16 protein-coding genes and 1 pseudogene are annotated in these 19500 nt (G+C 69.1%); 16 read left to right on the top strand and 1 reads right to left on the bottom strand.

Annotated features, from left to right (window positions below):
* Positions 1-101 precede the first annotated feature (101 nt).
* The 10 genes and pseudogenes from GAS53_RS03080 to GAS53_RS03035 all read left to right on the top strand — a co-directional run bounded on the left by GAS53_RS03080 (position 102) and on the right by GAS53_RS03035 (position 9863).
* Complete coding sequence (locus GAS53_RS03080) at positions 102-1727, top strand: BCCT family transporter (protein ID WP_151475840.1); 1626 nt, start codon at positions 102-104, stop codon at positions 1725-1727.
* A 222-nt stretch (positions 1728-1949) separates the two neighbouring features.
* A complete protein-coding gene (locus GAS53_RS03075) occupies positions 1950-3035 on the top strand; it encodes an S-(hydroxymethyl)mycothiol dehydrogenase (protein ID WP_151475839.1) in 1086 nt (361 codons plus the stop codon).
* Positions 3035-3670: an MBL fold metallo-hydrolase gene (locus tag GAS53_RS03070; protein ID WP_151475838.1), complete on the top strand. Its 636-nt coding sequence runs from the start codon at positions 3035-3037 to the stop codon at positions 3668-3670. The genes GAS53_RS03075 and GAS53_RS03070 overlap by 1 nt, the downstream gene beginning before the upstream one ends.
* Positions 3669-3983, top strand: a pseudogene (locus GAS53_RS58225) (chorismate-binding protein); the annotation flags it as partial. The gene GAS53_RS03070 and the pseudogene GAS53_RS58225, both read left to right, overlap by 2 nt.
* 195 nt (positions 3984-4178) lie before the next feature.
* A complete protein-coding gene (locus tag GAS53_RS03060) occupies positions 4179-4541 on the top strand; it encodes a bifunctional 3-phenylpropionate/cinnamic acid dioxygenase ferredoxin subunit (protein WP_151475837.1) in 363 nt (120 codons plus the stop codon).
* A complete protein-coding gene (locus GAS53_RS03055; protein ID WP_151475836.1) occupies positions 4538-5767 on the top strand; it encodes an NAD(P)/FAD-dependent oxidoreductase in 1230 nt (409 codons plus the stop codon). Before GAS53_RS03060 ends, GAS53_RS03055 begins: the two co-directional genes overlap by 4 nt.
* Positions 5764-6660 carry a dihydropteroate synthase gene (gene folP / locus GAS53_RS03050; RefSeq protein ID WP_151475835.1) on the top strand — a complete coding sequence of 299 codons (897 nt, stop codon included), beginning with the start codon at positions 5764-5766 and terminating at the stop codon, positions 6658-6660. The genes GAS53_RS03055 and folP overlap by 4 nt, the downstream gene beginning before the upstream one ends.
* A 419-nt stretch (positions 6661-7079) precedes the next feature.
* Positions 7080-7442 (top strand): bifunctional 3-phenylpropionate/cinnamic acid dioxygenase ferredoxin subunit, encoded by a 363-nt coding sequence (locus tag GAS53_RS03045; RefSeq protein WP_151475834.1) that lies wholly within the window; start codon positions 7080-7082, stop codon positions 7440-7442.
* Positions 7439-8602, top strand: coding sequence for an NAD(P)/FAD-dependent oxidoreductase (locus tag GAS53_RS03040; protein ID WP_192582922.1), 1164 nt, complete (start codon positions 7439-7441; stop codon positions 8600-8602). The genes GAS53_RS03045 and GAS53_RS03040 overlap by 4 nt, the downstream gene beginning before the upstream one ends.
* A gap of 130 nt (positions 8603-8732) precedes the next feature.
* Complete coding sequence (locus tag GAS53_RS03035; RefSeq protein WP_151475833.1) at positions 8733-9863, top strand: aromatic ring-hydroxylating oxygenase subunit alpha; 1131 nt, start codon at positions 8733-8735, stop codon at positions 9861-9863.
* Positions 9864-9944: 81 nt separating this feature from the next.
* Here GAS53_RS03035 and GAS53_RS03030 read toward each other — a convergent pair whose 3' ends face one another.
* Positions 9945-10691 (bottom strand): IclR family transcriptional regulator, encoded by a 747-nt coding sequence (locus tag GAS53_RS03030; RefSeq protein ID WP_151476010.1) that lies wholly within the window; start codon positions 10689-10691, stop codon positions 9945-9947.
* 199 nt (positions 10692-10890) lie between these two features.
* On the opposite strand from GAS53_RS03030, the gene betA reads away from it, so the two are divergent.
* From betA to GAS53_RS03000, 6 genes are all read left to right on the top strand, one after another.
* Positions 10891-12561 (top strand): choline dehydrogenase, encoded by a 1671-nt coding sequence (betA, locus tag GAS53_RS03025; RefSeq protein WP_151475832.1) that lies wholly within the window; start codon positions 10891-10893, stop codon positions 12559-12561.
* 3 nt (positions 12562-12564) lie between these two features.
* Positions 12565-13401 carry a methylenetetrahydrofolate reductase gene (locus tag GAS53_RS03020; RefSeq protein WP_151475831.1) on the top strand — a complete coding sequence of 279 codons (837 nt, stop codon included), beginning with the start codon at positions 12565-12567 and terminating at the stop codon, positions 13399-13401.
* Positions 13402-13773: 372 nt separating this feature from the next.
* Complete coding sequence (locus GAS53_RS03015) at positions 13774-15243, top strand: aldehyde dehydrogenase family protein (RefSeq protein WP_151475830.1); 1470 nt, start codon at positions 13774-13776, stop codon at positions 15241-15243.
* Positions 15244-15263: 20 nt separating this feature from the next.
* Entirely contained in the window at positions 15264-16352 is a 1089-nt protein-coding gene (locus GAS53_RS03010; protein ID WP_151475829.1) for a quaternary amine ABC transporter ATP-binding protein, read from the top strand.
* Positions 16352-18370: an ABC transporter permease gene (locus GAS53_RS03005; RefSeq protein ID WP_151475828.1), complete on the top strand. Its 2019-nt coding sequence runs from the start codon at positions 16352-16354 to the stop codon at positions 18368-18370. The genes GAS53_RS03010 and GAS53_RS03005 overlap by 1 nt, the downstream gene beginning before the upstream one ends.
* A gap of 12 nt (positions 18371-18382) precedes the next feature.
* Positions 18383-19354 carry an ABC transporter substrate-binding protein gene (locus GAS53_RS03000; RefSeq protein ID WP_151475827.1) on the top strand — a complete coding sequence of 324 codons (972 nt, stop codon included), beginning with the start codon at positions 18383-18385 and terminating at the stop codon, positions 19352-19354.
* The last annotated feature ends 146 nt before the right edge of the window (positions 19355-19500 follow it).

The following is a 19500-nucleotide window of genomic DNA, read 5'->3' as shown; positions in this document are numbered from 1 at the left end:
CTGTGTTGCGCATCAAGCCCATGGTTGCGTGTGGCGCACCTCTGTGTGGCGGTCCACAGGAAAGAGACCCTCCCCCTACGTCCTCTTTCGGAAGGCTTCGGATGAGTAACGCAACGGCGAAGAGAGCAGAATCGGCCCTGGCCCGGGTGGATCCGGCAGTCCTCTACATATCCGTGACGCTGGCTGCCCTCTTCGTGGCGTGGGGAGTGTTCTTCACCGACAATCTCGCTTCGGTGGCCGACGCCACGCTGGGGCGGATCATTGGGAACTTCGGCTGGCTCTTCGTCCTGACCAGCTCCGGATTCGTGCTGCTGGCGGCCGTGCTGGCGTTCAGCCGGTTCGGCGGCATCCGGCTGGGCAAGGACGGCGACCGCCCGGAATTCAGCACCGCCTCCTGGGTGGCGATGATGTTCAGCGCCGGCATGGGCATCGGCTTGATGTTCTACGGGGCGAGCGAGCCGATCATGCATATGTCCAGCCCTCCGCCGGGCACTGCCGAGGCGGGTACCGAGGACGCGGCCCGCGTGGCGTTGGAGTACTCGTACTTCCACTGGGCGATCCATCCCTGGGCGATGTACGCAGTCGCCGGCCTGGCGCTCGCCTATTTCGGATTCCGCAAGAGCGGCAACGGCCTGATCAGCTCCGCCTTTCGTCCACTGCTCGGTGACCGAGTGGACGGACCGCTGGGCAAGTCCATCGACATTCTGGCGATCTTCGCCACCCTCTTCGGCTCCGCCGTCTCCCTCGGGCTCGGCGCGTTGCAGATCAACAGCGGCCTCAAGGAGCTCTGGGGGATCGCCAACTCCACCGAACTCGCCGTCTCGATCATCGCGGTCCTGACCATCATGTTCGTGATCTCCGCTCTCTCCGGGGTGCATCGCGGCATCCAGTGGCTGAGCAACGGCAACATGATCCTGGCCGTGCTCCTGCTGCTGTTCGTCTTCGCGGTGGGTCCGACGGTGTTCATCCTGAACAGCCAGACCGAGGCGCTGGGGGGCTACCTGGCCTCGCTCCCGAAGATGAGTTTCAAGACGGGCGCCTTCGGCGGCGGCGAATGGCTCTCCGGTTGGACGGTCTTCTACTGGGCATGGTGGATCTCCTGGACGCCGTTCGTGGGCACGTTCATCGCACGGATCTCTCGCGGCCGTACGATCCGGGAGTTCATCGTCGGTGTGGTCATCGCGCCGAGCCTGGTGAGCGTGGTGTGGTTCGCGATCCTCGGCGGTACCGCTCTGAACCAGGAAATGCACGGCGGTCAGCTGTCCGCGGCGGTCGCCAAGGGTGAGGAGGCGGGCCTGTTCGCCACCTTGCAGAATCTTCCCTGGTTCCCCATCACCTCAGTGGTGGTGATCATTCTGGTCGGCCTGTTCTTCGTCAGCGGTGCCGATGCGGCCTCCGTGGTGCTGGGGATGCTCTCCTGTCGGGGCAGCATGAACCCCAGCCGCCCCGTCGTGATCCTCTGGGGCGTGCTGACCGGTCTGGTCGCGGCCGTCCTGCTGCTGGCCGGTGGCTTGGAGGCGGTCAAGCAAGTGGCCATCATCGCCGCCTTCCCGTTCCTCTTCGTGATGATCGGCATGTGTGTCTCCCTGATGAAGGCACTGCGCGCCGAGCCGAAGGGGGAACGGCCCCCAGCACATGAGGACACTGCCGGCATCGACGACGAACGGGAGCCGGGCGACGGTGTACGAACGGCCGAGGCCATGACGGATTCGCCGGCCGTGGGCTGAGCTGCCTGATCGGGGCGGGTGCCGGCGCGGATCCGGCGCCATGTCGCGACCGCGTTCCGCCTCGCGTGCGGTGGCGGGTCGCCGGATCCGGCGGAGTCGACCTGGTTCGAGGCGACCTCTTGACCCTCGGCCCGTCCTCCCCGATGCTCGGTTGCGTATCAAGGTGCGTGTATCGCATTAGGCAACACGCATGCGAGAGTTTCCCGCTCGAGGAGTAACTCAATGGCTCATGAGGTTCGTGCCGTCGTCGCCAGGAAGAAGGGCGCACCGGTCTCCGTCGAAACGATCGTCGTCCCCGACCCCGGTCCGGGTGAGGCGCTGGTCAAGGTCGAGGCGTGCGGCGTCTGCCATACCGATCTGCACTACCGGGAGGGCGGGATCAACGACGACTTCCCCTTCCTCCTCGGGCACGAGGCGGCGGGCCGTGTCGAGGCCGTCGGCGAGGGTGTCACCGGCATCGAGCCGGGTGACTTCGTCATCCTGAACTGGCGCGCGGTCTGCGGTCAGTGCCGGGCCTGCAGCAAGGGCAAGCCCTGGTACTGCTTCGCCACCCACAACGCGACGCAGCCGATGACGCTGCTCGACGGCACTCCGCTCTCGCCCGCACTCGGCATCGGCGCCTTCGCGGAGAAGACGCTGGTCGCCGCGGGGCAGTGCACCAAGGTGGACCCGGCGGCTCCGGCGGCCGCCGCCGGCCTGCTCGGATGCGGCGTCATGGCGGGATTCGGCGCGGCCGTGAACACCGGGGCCGTCGGTCGCGGAGACTCCGTCGCCGTCATCGGCTGCGGTGGGGTCGGAATGGCCGCCGTCGCGGGGGCGAGGCTCGCCGGTGCGACCAAGGTCATCGCCGTCGACGTCGACCGACGCAAGCTGGAGCGGGCCATGACCATGGGGGCCACCCACACGGTCGACGGCACGACGGCAGACGTCGTGGAAGCGGTGCGCGAGCTGACCGGGGGCTTCGGCGCGGACGTGGTCGTCGAGGCGGTGGGCCGGCCCGAGACGTACAAGCAGGCCTTCTACGCCCGCGACCTGGCCGGCACGGTCGTCCTGGTCGGCGTGCCCACCCCGGAGATGAAGGTGGAGTTGCCGCTCCTCGACGTCTTCGGACGCGGCGGCGCCCTGAAGTCCAGCTGGTACGGCGACTGCCTGCCCTCGCGCGACTTCCCGGCCCTCATCGACCTGTACCTGGGAGGGCGCTTCGACCTGGACGCCTTCGTCTCCGAGACCATCGGGCTCGGTGACGTGGAGGAGGCGTTCGAGAAGATGCACCGCGGCGAGGTGCTGCGCTCCGTGGTGGTGCTGTGATGGCAGGCGCTCCGCACATCGAACGCCTCGTCACCAGCGGGACGTTCAGCCTCGACGGCGGCACCTGGGAAGTCGACAACAACGTCTGGCTCGTCGGTGACGACGACGAGGTCGTCGTCATCGACGCGGCACACGATGCGGGGACCATCCTGGCCGCCATCGGTGACCGCCGCCTGTCGGCCATCGTGTGCACCCACGCCCACGACGACCATGTGAACGCTGCGCCGGCCGTCGCGGACGCCACGGGCGCGCCCATCCTCCTGCACCCCGACGACCAGGTGCTCTGGAAGATGACGCACCCGAACCGGCGACCCGACCGGGCGCTCGCCGACGGCGACGTGATCGACGTGGCGGGCATCGGCCTGCGCGTCCTCCACACGCCCGGACACGCTCCGGGGGCCGTATGCCTGTACGCACCCGAACTGGGAGCGCTGTTCAGCGGCGACACGCTGTTCGCGGGAGGGCCCGGCGCGACCGGGCGCTCGTACAGCGACTTCGGCACGATCATCACGTCGATCGGTGACCGGCTGCTGACGCTCCCGGGCGAGACGGTCGTCCACACCGGACACGGCGAGACGACCGGCATCGCCGCGGAATCACCGCACCTTCAGGAGTGGGCGGCCCGCGGCTGGTGACCGCGGGCGCGGCCATGCCACGCCGGGGCGATCGACTGCGACCGTGCCTTTCCGGGCGAGACCCGCAGACGAGAGCCCCGGCCCGGTGCCCACCGTCAAGGACGTCCCGACCGTGCGCGGCGAGCCGGCGGAGGGCGCGGGACGGCCCGAGCTGATGGCCGGAACGTGCCCGCCGGGCTCCGTCACAGGCGCGCCCAAGCTCAGCGCGCTCAGCATCATCGACGCGGCGGAGACCGCGCCCCGCGGCCCGTACTGCGGTGGCATCGGCTGGGTCGACGCCGACCGGGGGACCGGCGGCACGGGCGCCGGCGTCACACCGTGTGAACAGCCTTCGGCGCTGACAAGAGGAGCCGGGAGGGCGCATGCCCCAGGTGATCGCCGTAGGGCGTCGCGCAGTCCGGAAGTTGCCGTTTGCTGTCTTTCCCGGCGTCTTGACAGCGCTCTGGGTCGCCCGCAGACTCGTTGCGTAGATTGCTAATCGTTCCTCTATACGCAACGAGGTGTCGTGATGGTTCCCGCGTGTCGTCTCGCCGATCTTCCGCGAGGCGAGGCCTTCCGGCTCGAGTCCGACCCGCCCGTCGCGGTGTTCCACACCGATGACGGCGAGCTTTATGCCATCGACGACACCTGCACCCATCAGGACGCCTCGTTGTCCGACGGCTGGCTGGAGGGGTGCGAGGTCGAATGCCCCCTGCACGCCTCGAAGTTCGACCTGCGCACCGGCAGCGTGGACGCCCCGCCGGCCAGGCTCCCGGTGCGCACCCACCAGGTCCTCGTCGAGGACGGCATGGTCTACGTAATGCTGTCCGACGCCGTGCCGAACCTGCCGCGCACCTGCGCTGTCGCGCGCCTGGCCGGAGGCCTCGTATGAAGACCGTGGCCGTCGTGGGCGCCTCGCTCGCCGGACTGTCCGCCGCCCGCTCGCTGCGCGGTCAGGGCTACGACGGGCGACTCGTCATCATCGGCGAGGAGTCCCACCGCCCCTACGACAGGCCGCCGTTGTCGAAGGAGTTCCTCACCGGCGCGGTGGACGAGGCCGAGCTCGCGCTCGAGGCGGACGGCGAGGACCTCGACGCCGAGTGGATTCTCGGCACGCGAGCCGTCGGTCTGGGAATCAGGGACCGCTCGGTACGTCTCGCCGACGGCAGGGCGGTGCGTGCGGACGGCGTCGTGGTCGCCACGGGAGCCTCCGCGCGGACCCTGCCCGGCAGTGACGGCTTGGCCGGTGTGCACGTGCTGCGCACACTCGACGACGCCCGGGCCCTGCGGGACGACCTGGCGCGCGGCGGCCGACTGGTGGTCGTCGGCGGCGGGTTCGTCGGCGCCGAAGTGGCCTCGACCGCCTACGGCATGGGCCTGGAGGTCACGCTCGTCGCGGCCGGGCCCACACCACTCTCCGGTCAGCTCGGGCCGGACATGGCGGCAGCCGTCTCCCTGCTGCACGCCGATCGCGGCGTTCGCCTGCTGTGCGGCACCGGCGTGCGAGGGGTGACCGGGAAGCCGGGGGAACCGCCGACCACTCCCTGGACCGCAGCTCGGGGAAGCGGCCGGGGGAGGGTGGCAGCGGTCCTGCTCGACGACGGCCGGAGTATCCCGGCCGACATCGTGGTCGTGGGGATCGGCGCGAATCCCTGCACCGGCTGGCTCGAGGGGTCCGGCGTCGCGCTCGACAACGGCGTGCGCTGCGGGGCCGACGGCACCACGAGCGTCCCGGGCGTCGTCGCGGTCGGTGACTGCGCCGCCTGGTACGACCCCGCTCTCGCCGCCCACCGCCGGGTCGAGCACTGGACCGGCGCCAGGGAGCGCCCGGCAGCAGCCGCGGCGGCCCTGCTCTCCGGCGGCACCGCCCCGTTCACTCCGCCTCGCCCGCCCTACTTCTGGTCCGACCAGTACGGCGTGCGGATCCAGTTCTCCGGGCACGCCGCGCAGGCCGACAGCGTGACGATCGAGGACGGCGACCCGGCCGACCGCAGTTTCCTCGCGGTCTACCGTCGCGCCGGGCACCCGGTTGCCGTACTCGGCATGGACCGGACCAAGCTCTTCACCCGCTGGCGTCGGCAGCTCGCCACCGCCGCGGCCCCGGTCGGGACCGCATGAGCACTGCCACCCGGCCGGGCCAGGGGGCTCCCGCCCTGTACCCGCGAGGACTTCCCCGGCCCGCCCGGACCCTGGTCATGGGCGTCGTGAACGTCACGCCCGATTCGTTCTCCGACGGTGGGCGGTGGTTCGACCCGGAACGGGCCGTCGCGCACGGCCTCGCGCTGTTCGACGAGGGCGCGGACATCCTGGACGTGGGCGGCGAGTCCACCCGACCCGGCGCCGCGCGTCCGCCGGTCGAGGAAGAACTGCGGCGCGTTCTGCCGGTCGTCCGCGAACTCGCCGCCGCGGGCGCGCCCGTCAGTGTCGACACCATGCGGGCCGAGGTCGCCGCTCGTGCCATAGAGGCCGGCGCGATGCTGGTCAACGACGTCTCAGGCGGCCTCGCCGACCCCGCGATGCTGCCGCTGATGGCCCAGGCCGGGACGCCGTACGTCGTCATGCACTGGCGCGGGCACTCCGCCGGCATGCAGGCGAACGCCCTGTACGACGACGTCGTCGCCGACGTGGTCGACGAGTTGAGGCTGAGGGTCGAAGCGGCTCTGCACGCCGGGATCTCTCCGGACTGCCTCATCCTCGACCCGGGGCTGGGGTTCGCCAAGCACGCCGACCACAACTGGCAACTGCTGGGCCGGCTCCGGGAGGTCGTGGCGCTCGGCCATCCGGTTCTCGTGGGCGCGGCGCGGAAGTCCTTTCTGGGCCATCTGCTGGCGGATCCGTCCACGGGCCGGCCTCGCCCGGCGCGGCAGCGGGACGCGGCCACTTCCGCGGTGTCCGTCCTGGCCGCTGCGCAGGGCGCCTGGTGCGTTCGCGTCCACGACGTCGTCTCGACGGTCGACGCGGTGCGTGTGACCGCCCGCTGGGGCCTCGAAGCCGCAGCCGCGCAGCTGTAGAGCCTCTGCTCTGACAGGCGCTCTCTTTTAACAGCGTTTAACAGCGCCCCGCCAACAGCTTTTAACAGCGCCCCCGGCCGAGGTGCGCTCCTCGTTGACGGCCGGCGCGAACCGCGCCCCGCTCCGCCGGGACAGTGCGATGGCGGGCAGCGTCCCGCCGGCCGGCGGACCGACGGCCGCAGCCGGCCTGCCATCCCGTCTGCGAGGCCGAGGAGTACGGCTTGAACAGGTCGAAGACTCTGCTCGCCACCCTGCGCTCCTTCCTTCGAAGTGTTGTCCATGGCGCAAGCTGTTGCGTCAAAAGAAACACTCAAGAAAGGGGTGGCCCGTCCTCTGGACACCTTGACAAGGGTTTGGGGGCGCCCTCAAACTGGCGTTGCGTTCACCGCAATCCGTTTCGCTATACGCACCGAGGTGTCATGATGATTCCCGTGTGCCTTCTCGTGGAGCTACCGCGAGGCGAGGCCTACCGGCTCGACATCGACCCGCCGGTTTCGGTGTTCCACACCGATGACGGCGAGGTCTTCGCCATCGACGACACCTGCACCCACCAGGACGCGTCGCTCGCCGACGGCTGGCTGGAGGGCTGCGAGGTGGAATGCCCGCTGCATGCTTCGAAGTTCGACCTCCGGACCGGAGCCGTCGACGCTCCGCCGGCCAAGCGCCCGGTCCGCACGCACGAGGTCTTCGTCGTGGACGGCATGATCTACGTCCAGCCGTCCACGGAAGCCCCCAACCTGCCCCCCTGCATCGCGGCCCGGCTCGCCGGAGAACCCGCGTGAGGGCAGTGGCCGTGGTGGGTGCCTCGCTGGCCGGTCTGTCGGCGGCGCGCTCGTTGCGGAAGCAGGGGTACGACGGGCGGCTGGTCGTCATCGGCGACGAACCGCACCGCCCGTACGACAGGCCGCCGCTGTCCAAGGAGTTCCTGGCCGGCGAGATCGGCGAAGCCGATCTCGCGCTGGAGCCGGACGACGAGGACCTGCAGGCGGAGTGGCTGCTCGGCGCCCGCGCCACCGGGCTCGACAGCGCACACCGCGCCGTGCGGCTCGCCGACGGCCGGGAGGTCCGGGCCGACGGCATCGTCATCGCGACCGGCGCGACCGCGCGGAGGCTGCCGGGCACGGACGGTCTGGCCGGTGTGCACACCCTGCGCACGCTGGACGACGCCCGCGCCCTGCGGGACGAACTGGCGCTGGGCGGAAGGCTGGTCGTGATCGGCGGCGGATTCATCGGCGCCGAGGTCGCGTCCACCGCCTACGCTCTCGGGCTCGATGTGACGGTTGTCGAGGCGGCGCCGACACCGCTGGCCGGACCGCTCGGCGAGACCATGGGCGGCGTCGTCTCCGCCCTCCACGCGGACCATGGCGTACGGCTGTTGTGCGGCGTGGGCGTCAAGGGACTGAGCGGTGAGACCCGGGTCGACGCCGTCCTGCTCGAGGACGGTCGCACGGTCCCCGCCGACATCGTCGTCGTCGGAGTCGGCGCGCACCCGTGCGTCGAGTGGCTGCAAGGATCCGGCGTCGTGCTCGACAACGGCGTCAAGTGCGGTGCGGACGGCCGCACCAGCCTGGCCGCTGTGGTCGCTGTCGGTGACTGCGCCTCCTGGTACGACCCTCACGTGGGGGTCCACCGCCGCGTCGAGCACTGGACCGGTGCGCGGGAGCGGCCCGACGCGGCCGTGGCCACCCTGCTGTCGGGGGGTGCGGCGGAACCGGGTGCGCCCAGGCCGCCGTACTTCTGGTCGGACCAGTACGGCGTGAAGATCCAGTTCGCCGGTCATGCGGCCGGTGCCGACAGCGTGACCGTCGAGCAAGGTGCCCCGGGTGACCGCAGTTTCCTGGCCGTCTACCGGCGTGCCGGGCATCCGGTCGCCGTGCTCGCGATGAACCAGCCGCGCGTGTTCATGCGGTGGCGCAAGCAGCTCGCCGCCACACCCTCTTGACACCGCTGTTGCGGCATCTCATGCTGCAGTTGCGCATGGCGCGCAGCGTTGCTCCACGCAAAACGCTGTCCGGAGTCGCTCTTCCCGGCGCGTGAATGACCGAACCACGACGTTCCCCGAGGAGTGCGCTGTGACCTCGACCAGCCTGCCGGACAGCCTGATCACCACCCTCCCCGGCTCCGCCTACACGGATCCGGAGATCTTCGCCCAGGAGCAGGAGCGCATCTTCGAAGCGATGTGGTTCTGCGCCGTGCGCTCCTCCGATCTGGCCAGGCCCGGCGCCTTCCGGACCGTCGAGGTGGGCCGCGAGAGCATCCTGATCACGCGCGCACGGGACAACTCCATACGCGCCTTCTTCAACGTCTGCCGGCACCGCGGGGCCAAGCTCTGCACGGAGGAGACCGGCGAGGTCAAGCGCGCATTCCAATGCCCGTACCACGCCTGGACGTACGACCTGACGGGCAAGCTCGTCGCGGCGCCCAACCTCACCAAGATGCCCGACGTCGGCCGCTCGGAGTACGGCTTGGTGGGCGTGGCGACTCGTGAGTGGCTCGGCTACGTGTGGGTGTGCCTCGCGGAGAACCCGCCTCCCTTCGACGAGGTCGTGCAGGATGTGGTCGCACGTCTCGGCGACACCGAGTCGATCGAGCGCTACGACATCGACAACCTCGAGGTCGGCAAGCGGATCGTCTATGACGTCAAGGCGAACTGGAAGCTCATCGTCGAGAACTTCATGGAGTGCTACCACTGCGCGACGATCCACCCCGAACTCACCGAGGTGCTCCCGGAGTTCGCCGACGGGTACGCCGCCCAGTACTACGTCGGTCACGGCGCGGAGTTCGGCGCCGAGGTCAAGGGCTTCACCGTCGACGGCTCCGAGGGCCTGGACCGCATTCCGGGGGTCACCGAGGAACAGGACCGCCGCTACTACGCGATCACCGTCAGGCCGCAGGTGTTCATCAACCTCGTGCCCGACCACGTGATCTTCCACCGGATGTACCCGGTCGCCGCGGACCGCACGATCGTCGAGTGTGACTGGCTCTACCTCAAGCACGTCGTCGAAAGCGGCAAGGACGTCAGCCGGTCGGTGGAGCTCTTCGACCTCGTCAACCGGCAGGACTTCGACGCATGCGAGCGCTGTCAGCCCGCGATGAGCTCCCGGCTGTACGCCAAGGGCGGCGTCCTGGTGCCCAGCGAGCACCACATCGGCGAGTTCCATGACTTCGTTCAGGAGCGTCTCGGGACGGGGTCGTCGCAGTAGCCGCGGCTCTCGACGGGCGATGCCCGGCGGCGGACGTGGCCGACGTGGCCGACGCGGTCGTCGACAGCGGCGCACGGTCGCTCAGCCCAGGTAGCCCATCCGGTGGCTGATCTCCTCCGCGCCCTCGATCAGCACAGGGGCAAGCTCGTGCAGGCGCTCTTCGGTGAGCCGGTACGCGGGTCCGGAGGCGCTGACCGACGCGATGACCTCTCCGTCCCGGTCGCGGACCGGCGCGGCGATGGCGTGGAGGCCCACCTCCAGCTCCTCCATGGTCCAGGAGTAGCCGCGCTCCCGAGCCTCGGCGAGATTCTTCTCGAGCTTCGTCTTCGAGGTCAGTGTGTGGGGGGTCACCTTCTTCAGGCCGGCCTCGGACAGCAGCTCGGCACGCTTGTGGGCGGGCATGTGGGCGAGCAGGATCTTGCCACTGGAGGTGGCGTGCAACGGGGTCAGATGGCCAACCCAGTTGTGCGCGGTGACGGCCCCCTGCCCGCGCACCTGGTAGAGGTTCACCGCGTACTTCTCCTGCATCACAGCAATGTTGACGGTCTCGCCGATCTCCTCGGCGAGGCGCTCGCAGACCGGGCGCCCCTGCTGGGTGATGTCGATGCGTCCGGTGACCGCGCCGGCGAGACGTACGATGCCGAAACCGAGGCGGTACTTGCCGCGCTCGCCCGCCTGTTCCACCAGGCCGCGCGCCTCCAAGGCGCCGAGCAGCCGGAAGGCGGTGGACTTGTGTACATCGATCTCGGCGGCCACCTCGCTGACGCCGGCCTCGCCGCGCTTGGCCAGGATTTCCAGCACGCTGATGGCGCGGTCGACTGACTGCACCCCGCCGGCCTGCGGACCTGTCGTTTCGTTATGTGAATTGTAGTTGCTCACAGCAAAACTATACTCGCAGTAAACAAAACCGAAGCAAAAGCTTACCTGTAACACAGTCTACAAGTTGCGTGCTTCGCAACCTGGTGCGTATGGCGATACCCGTACTAGCATGCCCCGCATACCTACGGCGCGAGCGAGACGAGGCACCATGGCTCCTCTGCAGTACGACTTCGTCATCGTCGGCGGTGGATCCGCCGGCAGCGCACTGGCGAACCGGCTCTCCACCGACCCGGGCAACAAGGTACTGGTGCTGGAGGCCGGCCGGTCCGACTACCCGTGGGATGTCTTCATCCACATGCCCGCGGCGCTGACCTACCCGATCGGCAGCCGGTTCTACGACTGGAAGTACGAGTCCGAGCCCGAGCCCCACATGGGCGGCCGGCGCGTCTACCACGCGCGCGGCAAGGTGCTGGGCGGTTCCAGCAGCATCAACGGCATGATCTTCCAGCGCGGCAACCCCATGGACTACGAGCGCTGGGCCGCCGATGCCGGCATGGAGACCTGGGACTACGCGCACTGCCTGCCGTACTTCAAGCGGATGGAGAACTGTCTCGCGGCCGACCCGGACGACGAGTTCCGCGGCCACGACGGCCCCCTCGTCCTGGAGCGCGGCCCGGCCACCAACCCGCTGTTCACCGCTTTCCTCGAGGCCGTCCAGGAGGCGGGCTACCCCCGCACCGACGACGTCAACGGCTACCAGCAGGAGGGCTTCGCCCCCTTCGACCGCAACGTTCACCGCGGACGCCGCCTGTCGGCCTCGAAGGCGTACCTCAAGCCGGTAAAGAAGCGGCCCAACCTGACGGTCACGACCCGCGCCCTGGTCACCCGTGTCCTGTTCGAGGGCAAGCGTGCCGTCGGTGTCGAGTACCGGCGCGGCCGCGGCAAGCCCCAGCAGGTGCGCGCCCGCGAGGTCATCCTCTGCGGCGGCGCGATCAACTCCCCTCAACTGCTGCAGCTTTCCGGCGTCGGCAACGCCGCGGAACTGGGCGCGCTCGGCATCGACGTCGTCCACGACCTCCCGGGCGTCGGCGAGAATATGCAGGACCACCTGGAGGTGTACATCCAGTACGCCTGCAAGCAACCCGTCTCCATGCAGCCGTACATGGCGAAGTGGCGTGCTCCCTTCATCGGCCTGCAGTGGCTCTTCCGCACGGGTCCGGCGGCCACCAACCACTTCGAGGCCGGCGGCTTCGCCCGCAGCAACGAGGACGTGGACTACCCCAACCTGATGTTCCACTTCCTGCCCATCGCGGTCCGCTACGACGGCTCCTCGCCCTCCGGCGGGCACGGCTACCAGGTGCACGTCGGGCCCATGTACTCCGACGCCATCGGCTCGGTGAAGATCAAGAGCAAGAACCCCGACGAGCACCCGGCGCTGCGGTTCAACTACCTGTCCACCGAACAGGACCGCCGCGAGTGGGTCGAGTCCGTCCGGGTCGCGCGCAAGCTCCTCAACCAGCCCGCCCTCGCCCCGTACAACGACGGGGAGGTCTCGCCCGGCCCGGCCGTGGAGTCCGACGAGGAGATCCTCGCCTGGGTCGCCAAGGAAGGGGAGACGGCCCTGCACCCGTCCTGCACCTGCAAGATGGGCACCGACGAGATGTCCGTCGTCGACCCCTCGAGCATGCGCGTGCACGGGGTGGAGGGGCTGCGCGTCGTCGACGCCTCGGTGATGCCCTATGTCACCAACGGCAACATCTACGCACCGGTGATGATGATCGCCGAGAAGGCGGCCGACCTCATCCTCGGCAAGGAGCCGCTGCCGCCCTCCGAGGCCGCGTACTACCGGTACCGCGACGCCGAGAAGCAGGCCGGGTAGGCCTTGGGCGGCGAAGACATCCGGGCGCTGCTGTCGAGCGTCCGCTACGAGGTGCTCCCCGCGAAGGCGACGGAGGACAAGGTTCTCGCCCACGTTCCGCACGATGTCGTGGTCACCGTGACGGCGTCGCCGGTCAAGGGCCTGGAACCGACGCTCGACCTCGCCACCAGGCTCGCCACGCGCGGCTACCGCGTCGTCCCGCACGTGCCCGCGAGGCTGCTGCGGGACGACGCGCACCTGAAGGACGTCGTCGACCGGCTCCGCGAGACAGGCATCGACGACCTCTTCGTCCCTGCGGGCGACGCCGACCCGCCGGCCGGGGCCTACGACGGGGCACTACCGGTGCTGCGCAGGCTGAGCGAGCTGGGCAGCCCCTTCGCCCATGTCGGCATCACCGGTTACCCAGAGAGCCACCCGCTCATCCACGACGACCTCACCATCCAGGCGATGTGGGACAAGCAGGTGCACGCCACGTACATCGCCAGCAACCTCTGCTTCGACCCGCGCGTACTGGGTGACTGGATCGGCCGGATTCGCCGCCGCGAGGTCACCCTGCCCGTCCATGTGGGCGTCGCGGGGCCGGTACAGCGGGCGAAGCTGCTGTCCATGGCGGCGAAGATCGGCGTGGGGGAGTCGACCCGCTTCCTGACCAAGCACGCCTCCTGGTTCCTGCGCTTCGCGGCACCTGGCGGCTACTCGCCCGAGCGGCTGCTCGCACGCAGTGCCGAGGCGCTCACCGCGCCCTCGGCGGGAGTGGCCGGCCTGCACCTCTTCACCTTCAACCAGATCGCCGAGACCGAGCGGTGGCGCTGCGCCCTGCTCGACCGGCTGGGCAGCTGAGCCCATCTCGGCAATGACCGGGGCCGGGTGCTCTCACCGCCACAGGTCGTATACAGCGCCGGGCGGAGCCGGCCTCAGGCTCCGCCCGGCGCCCCTTTTCACCGCGGGAGCACCTGAACCCCCGCCCCGCTCGATCGCGACCGGCTTCCTGAAGTGAGCGAGTGTCTGCTGGTAGGGGCGCGACTCATGTCGGCTACTGGATCGGAAACGCCGAAGTGACCGTGGAGAAACGGCTCGGGGTAGCGTGACCGTCCGCTTGGTGAAACCGTCACCGTCAACCTCTTGACGTGGGTCCACACGTTCTCCAGAGTGTTCCACCACAAGCAATTCGATGCACAATGCGCAACGAAATTCCCTCGAAGGGCTCCCCGCGTGGCAGACCTGTATGTGGACGGACAATGGCGGGAACCGGTGGCCGGCGGTCACCGGGAAATCCGCTGTCCCGCTGATGGCACGCTCGCCGCGACGGTGTCCGAAGGGACGCGTGCCGACACCGAAGCGGCCATCGCCGCGGCCCGCCGGGCCTTCGACGAAGGACCCTGGCCGCGCACCCCCGAGCGGGAGCGCGGTGCGCTGCTGCTGCGCACCGCCGAGCTCATCGAGCGCGACGCCAAGGAGTTCGCCCGCGCCGAATCGCTGGACACCGGCAAGCGGCTGGTGGAGAGCGAGTACGACATCGCCGATGTCGTCTCCTGCTTCCGCCACTACGGCGGGATCGGGGGCACCGATGCCGGCCGGGTGATCGACACCGGCCGCGACGACGCCGTCAGCCGCGTCGTGTACGAACCGGTCGGCGTGTGCGGGCTGATCACCCCCTGGAACTATCCGCTGCTCCAGGCGTCGTGGAAGGTCGCGCCCGCCCTGCTCGCGGGCAACACGATCGTCCTGAAGCCCAGTGAACTCACCCCCTCCACCTCGATCCTGCTGATGAGGGCACTTCAGGAGGCCGGGCTCCCGGCCGGTGCCGCCAATCTCGTCCTGGGCGCCGGGCCCGAGGTGGGCGCACCGCTCTCCGAAGACCCTGCCGTCGACATGGTCTCCTTCACCGGGGGCCTGGAGACCGGCCGGCGCATCATGGCCACGGCCGCCTCGACCGTGAAGAAGGTGGCGCTGGAACTCGGCGGCAAGAACCCGAACGTCGTCTTCGCGGACACCGACTTCGACACGGCCGTGGACTTCGCGCTCACGGCCGTGTTCCTGCACTCCGGGCAGGTCTGCTCGGCCGGCGCCCGCCTGATCGTCGAGGACTCCCTCCATGACGCCTTCGTCGACGAGGTCGTCCGCCGCGCCCGGCAGATCCGCCTCGGCGGGCCCTTCGATCCCGAGGCCGAGACCGGAGCGCTGATCTCCGCGCAGCACCTGGAGAAGGTCGAGGCGTATGTGGCGGCGGGCCTCGCCGAAGGCGCCGTACTGCGCTGCGGTGGCCTCCGCCCCGGTGACCCTGCCCTGGCGAACGGCCACTACTACCCGCCCACCGTGCTCGACGAGTGCCGGCAGGACATGCGTGTCGTGCACGAGGAGTCATTCGGCCCCGTGCTGACCGTGGAGCGTTTCCACGACGAGGACGACGCCGTACGCATCGCCAACGACACCGAGTACGGACTTGCCGGAGCCGTCTGGACGCAGGATGCGGGGAAGGCCCAGCGGGTCGCCCGTAGGCTGCGGCACGGCACGGTGTGGATCAACGACTACCATCCCTATGTGCCGCAGGCGGAATGGGGTGGCTTCGGGCAGTCCGGCGTGGGCCGGGAGCTGGGACCGACAGGCCTGGACGAGTACCGAGAGCCCAAACACATCTGGCAGAACATCCAACCCAGGCCGCAGCGCTGGTTCCGCGGCTGAACGCCGAAAAGAGGCCGATCGTGACCCCAGCAACGACTGAGGTGCCGCAGCGGCGCGGCACGCCCCAGGACCAGGCCCCCACCCCGGTCATATCCGTGCGCAACCTGTGGAAGGTGTTCGGGCCGAAGGCGGACCAGGTACCGGACTCCGAGGAGCTGTGCGGGCTCACCCGCCGTGAGCTGATGGACCGCACCGGATGCACCGCCGCCGTACGCGATGTGAACTTCGAGGTCTCACCCGGCGAGGTCTTCGTCGTCATGGGCCTGTCCGGTTCCGGCAAGTCCACCCTGGTGCGATGTCTGACCCGGCTGATCGAACCCACCGCGGGTGAGATCGTCTTCGAGGGCGAGGACATCCGCGACGCGGACCACAAGCGCCTGCGCGAACTGCGGCGCAGCAAGTTCTCCATGGTCTTCCAGCACTTCGGGCTGCTGCCCCACCGCCGGGTCGTCGACAACGTGTCCTTCGGCCTGGAGATCCGCGGCATGGGCAAGGCGGAGCGCACCAAGCGGGCTCTGGAGGTCGTCGAGCTCGTCGGCCTCTCCGGGTACGAGAACTCCTACCCCGACCAGCTCTCCGGCGGTATGCAGCAGCGCGTGGGCCTCGCCCGGGCGCTGGCCGGCGACCCGGACGTGCTCCTGTTCGACGAACCGTTCTCCGCGCTCGACCCGCTGATCCGCCGTGACATGCAGAACGAGGTCATCCGCCTGCACCACGAGGTCGGCAAGACCATGGTGTTCATCACCCACGACCTCTCCGAGGCGCTCAAACTGGGCGACCGCATCCTCATCATGCGCGACGGCAAGATGGTCCAGTGCGGTACCGGCGACGAACTGGTCGGCGCCCCCGCCGACGACTACGTACGCGACTTCGTCAGGGACGTACCGCGCGGCCAGGTGCTGACCCTGCGGTGGATCATGCGTCCGGTGGAGCCGGACGACGCCCTGGACGGCCCGGAGCTGGGCCCGGACGTCGTGGTGCGGGAAGCCACCCGGGCGGTGCTGGCGGCCGAGAAGCCCGTCAAGGTCGTCGAGAACGGCAAGCTGCTCGGCATCGTCGGCGATGAGGAGATCCTCGCGGTGGTCGCCGGGCAGGAAGGCGACATGTGATGACCGTCGCCGTAGAGAAGCCTGAGAACGCCGACAAGGCGGACAAAGTCGATAAGCCGGAGGGAAGCGCGCCCGTCGCGGGCGCCCGCAGGATCAGCCGTCGCATGATGCTGGCCGCGATCCTGGTCGCCTGGCTGGTGCTCTTCGCCGTGCTGCGCGGAAAGCACACCCTGACACTGGCGGCGGCGGACCTCACCGATCTGCATCGCTGGTTCAACGACGTCAACGACTCGATCGGCGCGGACCGCAACTCCAACCCGCTCTTCCTGTACTTCTTCAACGAGATCCGCCTGGTCATCGACAATCTGGTGACCTTCGTCCAGGATCTGATCTCCCAGTCGTCCGCCGGGCGGTCAGTGCCGCAGATCGGCTGGCTCGGCGTCGTCGGCATCGCCGGGTACGTCTCCTGGGCGGTGGGCAACTGGCGAGTCGCACTCCTTGCCGTGGCGGGCTTCACCTTCCTCGGGCTGCAGGGTCTGTGGCAGGAGAGCATGGACACGCTGGCGCTGACCCTGTCCGCGGTCTTCGTGGCGCTGCTGTTCGCGATTCCCCTGGGTGTGTGGGCGGGGCTGTCCGACCGGTTCAACCGGATCATGACGCCCTTCCTGGACTTCATGCAGACGATGCCGACCTTCGTCTATCTGGCACCCCTGACCCTGTTCTTCCTCATCGGTCCTGCCTCCGCCACGATCGCCACCCTGATCTACGCGGCACCGCCGGCGATCCGCATCACCGCGCACGCCATCCGTTCCGTACCGGAGACCACCGTCGAAGCGGCCGACTCGATGGGCGCGACACAGCGGCAGACGCTGCTGAAGGTCCTGCTGCCGATGTCCAGGCGGACCGTGGTGATGGGCATCAACCAGACCATCATGGCCGCACTGGCCATGGTGACCATCGCGGCCCTGATCGACGCGCCCGGTCTCGGAAAGACCGTCGTCCAGGCCCTGCAGTCGCTGGATGTCGGCACGGCGTTCAACGCCGGTCTGGCCATCGTCGTCATGGCCATCGTGCTGGACCGGGTCACGACCGCGGCGAGCGGGCGGGCGGAGGCGGCCCGTAGCTCGGGGAACCGCTTCCTCAAGTGGCGGCGGCCGCTGCTGGCGGCGGGAGGAGTGGCGGCGGCGGTTCTGGTGTACCTGTCGCACACGTACGTATGGGCGGCCGAGTTCCCCGGCGAGGGCAGCACCGGCAGTACGATCGCGCGCGCCGCGGACAACGTCACCACCTGGGCGCAGGACAACCTGTCGGGTGTCACGAACGCCTTCCGCGACGCCATCACCAACGGCCTGCTCAATCCGTTCCAGACACTGCTGACCGACTCTCCGTGGTGGCTCGTCGGCGCGGCCCTGGTCGGACTCGGCACGGTGCTCGGCGGATGGCGCGCCGGGGTCACCACGGCCGTGTGCGTGGGACTGCTGGTCGGTACGGGCGTGTGGTCGGACGGCATGACGACACTGGCGTCGACCGTCGTGGCCACCGTGCTGGTGATGCTGCTCGGTGTCGTCTGCGGAGTGTGGATGGGCCGCAGCCCGCTCGTGGACCGACTGCTCAGGCCCACCCTGGACGCGGCACAGGTCATGCCGCCGTTCGTCTATCTCGTGCCGTTCCTGGCGCTGTTCGGCGCGACACGCTTCACGGCCATCGTCGCCGCCGTCGTCTACGCGGCGCCGGTCGCCATCAAGATCATCGCCGACGGAGTGCGGGCGGTGCCCGAGACCACCGTCGAGGCGGCCACGGCTGCCGGGTGCAACACCTGGCAGATCATCACCAAGGTTCAACTGCCGATGTCACGCAGTGCCCTGACGCTTGCGACCAACCAGGGCCTCATCTACGTGCTGTCGATGGTTGTTGTGGGCGGCCTGGTAGGAGCGGGCGCCCTCGGCTACGACGTCGTGGCCGGATTCTCGCAGGGACAGCTGTACGGCAAGGGGCTGGCGGCGGGGCTCGCCATCGTACTGCTCGGAGTCATGTTCGACCGGATCACTCAGGCAGCGGCTCGACGTACGAGCGCATAAGGAGCACTGACCATGGCAAGGCAAGCACGACAGTGGAGAGCCGGCGCGGCCGGAATAGCGGTCCTCGGCCTCACCCTCACGGCCTGCGGCGGCGCGAAGGTCGGTGACGACAGCGCCGGCGGCTCGGACAGCTCGGGCAAGTGCGGCACCTTCAATCTCGCGGTCAACCCGTGGGTGGGCTATGAAGCGAACGCGGCGGTCGTCGCGTATGTCGCGGAGCAGGACCTCGGCTGCAAGGTCACCAAGAAGGATCTGAAGGAAGAGATCGCCTGGCAGGGCTTCGGGACGGGTGAGGTCGACGCCGTCATCGAGAACTGGGGTCACGACGACCTGAAGAAGAAGTACATCACCGATCAGAAGACCGCCGTCGACGCGGGCCTGACCGGCAACAAGGGCCTCATCGGCTGGTACGTGCCGCCGTGGCTGGCGAAGGCCCATCCCGACATCACCGACTGGAAGAGCCTCGACAAGTACGCGTCCAAGTTCAAGACCTCGGAGTCGGGTGGCAAGGGCCAGCTCCTGGACGGCGACCCCTCGTTCGTCACCAACGACGAGGCGCTGGTGAAGAACCTGGATCTGGACTTCAAGGTGGTGTACGCGGGCAGCGAGACCGCGCTCATCCAGGCCTTCCGGAAGGCCGAGAAGAACAAGGAATGGGTGATCGGCTACTTCTACGAGCCGCAGTGGTTCATGTCCGAGGTGCCGCTGGCCAAGGTCAAGCTGCCCGAGTACAAGGACGGCTGTGACGCCGACGCGGCGAAGGTCGCCTGTGACTATCCCGTGTACGAGCTGGACAAGATCGCCAGCGCGAAGTTCGCCAAGTCGGGCAGCCCGGCCTATGACCTGGTGAAGAACTTCACCTGGACGAACGAAGACCAGAACACCGTCGCCAAGTACATCGCGGTGGACAAGATGTCGCCCGAGGCCGCGGCGAAGAAGTGGGTCGAGGCCAACCGCGACAAGGTCGACGCCTGGATCAAGTAGGTCGACGCCTGGATCAAGCAGGGCGAGGCGGCACCGTTTCCGGTTTCCGAAAACGACGCCGGACCGTCACGCACGAGTGACCCGGAACCCGCCGGAAGGGGCCCGGCAGGCTGCGCTGGCAGCCTGCCGGGCCCCGCCGCGTTTCG

The sequence above is a fragment of the Streptomyces albicerus genome (assembly GCF_008905045.1).
Taxonomy (GTDB): Bacteria; Actinomycetota; Actinomycetes; order Streptomycetales; family Streptomycetaceae; genus Streptomyces; species Streptomyces albicerus.
The sequence above is the reverse complement of the archived record's forward strand: the minus strand, read 5'-3'. Positions and strand labels throughout refer to the sequence as shown.